This window comes from Oleiphilus sp. HI0043 (assembly GCF_001634935.1).
In genome coordinates this window covers 1-3,340 of sequence record NZ_LWEY01001203.1, presented here as the reverse complement: position 1 = coordinate 3,340, position 3,340 = coordinate 1, and the positions used below count along the sequence as shown (strand labels likewise).

Here is a 3,340-nt window from a genome sequence, read left to right as displayed (position 1 = left end):
ATTCCAGCACCAGACTCAGCAAGATAAACGTAAGAATCGTCAAGCGATGAGGATAAGAACTGGCTGTTGTCTCCCCCTTCAGCTAGTAACTCGAGTTCATCACTCGCCCTATGACCCGTCTGAAAACTCTTCCATTGGGAATCGTGCAATAAAACTGCAGCAGGCGATAAAGGCTGACCAGCCGTCAAGTTGCTCACTGTAACTTCAAACTCAAGCATGTCATCCTGCTTAGAGTCGTTATCAGAACACGCGGATAGAATTAGCGATGAGGCCAGCAGGGCTCCACTCATCAACTTCTTATTGATAGAAAAATAACCGTTCATAGCTCTGCCCTGTATTCGCTTACCGTTACAGTAATCTTGGCAATTGGGTTCAACCATCTGTGAGTAGTACTATCTAAATCTGAAACACCTCCATCAGCATCCAGATCCCCCAAAGCACCACGATGGATATGAACATAACCTTCAGCAGTGGCAACAATACCAGTACCATTTTCACCTAGGGTCGCTGCAACCGGCCCAGGAGCAGGAAAACCGGCCTCGCCTACCGCACCACTACCCACCACTTCGTCATTGGCTTCTGTACCTGCATCATAGGCTTTGGCATAGTATGTATAGGTTCCGGATTCACTGGGTATCTCGATTCCATTCAGAGCAATAAAGCCATCATTACTAGGCAAGATCATACCTACAACACTAAGCAGAACATTGCTTGTGCCATCGGTATTCAAGCTTGTAGAAGTCATTGATCCGGGTTCAAGAAGTCCCGAGGCAGGGTTATTGGATTGCACAGCGCCTAGCGCATCTAAACTGGCTTCAATTCCGCTTAAATCACCACCTTCTGCCATTGCCTGCAAATCATCTGATGCCACGCTTCCAAGTTCAAATAACGACGAACCTTCAGGGTGAGCTGTAACAGCCAAGGGCGTAAAGAATATTCCTCTGGTCAGGTTTTCGATAGTGACATCCACTTCTGCGGCTTGCACAAAAGGAGCACTAAAAGCTGGAAGTAAAAGCCCCAGCGCAATTTTTTTGATACTTGAGTGAGTTTTTTTCATGTCAGTTTCCTCCGGAAAACATTTATGTTGTTTTGGTGGAAACATTGTTACGCAGAGGCTCAGCTACATTCCTCACGAAAGTATCACGAAAGAGTAATTAATTTATCGCTCAGCTTTTTTCTATAAACTTAACACTATGAAAGAATCACGATTGCACTATTGACCCCCTGTTAAGATGCGCCTATTATCCCTCGCGCTTGGAAGCCATCGATACTACTAAAACTACAACACGGACGTGAAAGCCAACCCTCTATGCGACCTTGCTAGAAACCTTGGCCACCATATACTCCGCGATACAATCCTTCAGCATCATACGTAATTTTCTAGGGACTATCAGCCTCCCACTGCATTCGCTCGCCTATAGGACGCCATATACATTTCCGGTACCTTACGAGCGAGTCGAGGCTGAACAATGACAGGAGAACGGATATGTCAACACTCAACAAAAAGATTGCAGCCCATCTTGAGGAGCAATTTCCCCCTGAGTTTGATGAGAAGTGGGTAAGTAAATTACTAACCGATAAAGAACCCAAAGTAAAAAAAAGAGTCACTAAACGAAAGACACCTGATCATGAAAAAGCTCTTCTAAAAGATATCGCACTGATCGAAGCCGAGATAAGAAAACAAAAGATAATCAGAAAAGCTAATTCAAGCAAAGCAGTAAAAGCAAGGAAGCCGGTTTCCAAACCTCCTCAAAAAACAAATGAACCTGAGTCCATGAGCGCTATCGAAAAGCAAAAAAAAGCACACATAAGTAAAAACCAAGCAGGCCTTGATTCAAACAATACACCGAACAAAAGAAATTCTCGCCGCCTTCTATCACGCCTTAAAAAACGTTAAATCAAGCTGACTCCTAAATTGATATATAAGCCCACTGAACTTAATTGGGCTTATATATCAATCAGCATATACGCCTATACAGCACCCTGCTTTCCGAAGAACTGCCCCACATTAGTTCAAGCCTCTTCCACCAAATTTATCGCGCCTCAAAACAAAGCTTGCGTCAAAAACAAAATTAGATCATTGTGCAATATATAGCACTTTAATTTTTTCATCAGTCAACAAAAGTGAACCAGAGTTCACATTACACTGTAAACAAAAATGTTACGAATTGTTAATCTCGGTACCCTAAAATGCTTCACGAAACTAAATTCCCACTCATAAAAGCTCATTTTGCCCGAAGATTAAAAGAACTAAGGAATGCCTACGGTCTAAAAAGAGGCACACCATTAAAGCAGCAAGAACTTGCTGAGGCGATTGGCGTTTCACGACGGGTCTATATCGATTGGGAGAACCCGACTAAAACAAATTCTGTTCCAACAGACATTAATAAGCTGATTGCTCTGTGTGAAATTCTAGATACCGACCTGATATACCTATGCACGGGGCTTTTTGATGGCCAAAAAGAGCGTAAGCATCAAGATAATTACGTAAACGTTTACTCTAGATACAGCCAAAACCCCGATTTCTACCTAATGGTGAACTTTTTAATGCGCTGGGATGATGAAGTACTTAAGAAAATGACAGCCTATTTTGAGAGTTTAACTGACTTCTATGAGGGGCAACCTTTGATAAAGTAGGGCTAAGAATAAGCCCTACATTAGGCGCTCTTACTGGACTTCGTTAATAGTTAGCCAATAAGCCAGAACACTTCTTAATTGACGGTTCCAATTGGTAACATCCAGATCCTGCCGCACGCAACTCCTTGCACCAATGCGGTAGGCCTCTTTGATTTCATTTTTTGAAAACCCTGCAGAAATCAAAACAATCGGCACAGAGTGAAAACGCGCCTGGTTCATCAGTGACTTGATCACATCAATACCTGTAAAGAACGGTAGCTTGTTATCTAAAATAACCAAATCTGGCGTGCGACTTCCAGGGTCACCCAGTACGTCAATCGCCTGCGCACCATTCTGCAGCATGCATAAATCAACTTCCTGCTCGTGCTGTTCGATAATCCTAGTGACCAAGAAACTCTCGTCAGGGCAATCATCGACAACAACATATGGATTCGGCATTAATTATCCTTTCAATTATTTTCCAATCTTTTATTCTATCCTTATTCGCTTTAGTTTGAACAGACCTCGGAAAGCCAACGGAATCCGTTGAGTGAAACAGCCGTAACATCATAATAGTAGCCATTAAATAAATATTTCATTATTGTGGTAATTATGAGCGACGAATACGGACACAGATTAAAAGCTTTTTCATTAAGAATGGAAAAAGAGCTTAGAAGAAAGCTTGAAGAACAAGCGAAACAGAATGGTCGAACCTTAACTTCGG

At 42.5% G+C, this 3,340-nt stretch carries 5 protein-coding genes; 2 read left to right on the top strand and 3 right to left on the bottom strand.

Annotated elements, in window-relative coordinates; genetic code table 11:
• A partial coding sequence (locus A3729_RS14355; protein ID WP_197475859.1) for a spondin domain-containing protein occupies positions 1-323 on the bottom strand: 323 nt, incomplete at its 3' end.
• A complete protein-coding gene (locus A3729_RS14350; RefSeq protein WP_156490524.1) occupies positions 320-1,057 on the bottom strand; it encodes a spondin domain-containing protein in 738 nt (245 codons plus the stop codon). The genes A3729_RS14355 and A3729_RS14350, both read right to left, overlap by 4 nt.
• A gap of 429 nt (positions 1,058-1,486) precedes the next feature.
• Here A3729_RS14350 and A3729_RS14345 point away from each other — a divergent pair, with 429 nt between their 5' ends.
• Entirely contained in the window at positions 1,487-1,897 is a 411-nt protein-coding gene (locus A3729_RS14345) for a hypothetical protein (RefSeq protein ID WP_068508864.1), read from the top strand.
• 293 nt (positions 1,898-2,190) lie between these two features.
• Positions 2,191-2,637 (top strand): helix-turn-helix domain-containing protein, encoded by a 447-nt coding sequence (locus tag A3729_RS14340; RefSeq protein ID WP_068511297.1) that lies wholly within the window; start codon positions 2,191-2,193, stop codon positions 2,635-2,637.
• 30 nt (positions 2,638-2,667) lie between these two features.
• Here the strand turns inward: A3729_RS14340 and A3729_RS14335 are convergent, their stop codons facing one another.
• Entirely contained in the window at positions 2,668-3,075 is a 408-nt protein-coding gene (locus tag A3729_RS14335; RefSeq protein WP_068511299.1) for a response regulator, read from the bottom strand.
• Between the last annotated feature and the right edge of the window lie 265 nt (positions 3,076-3,340).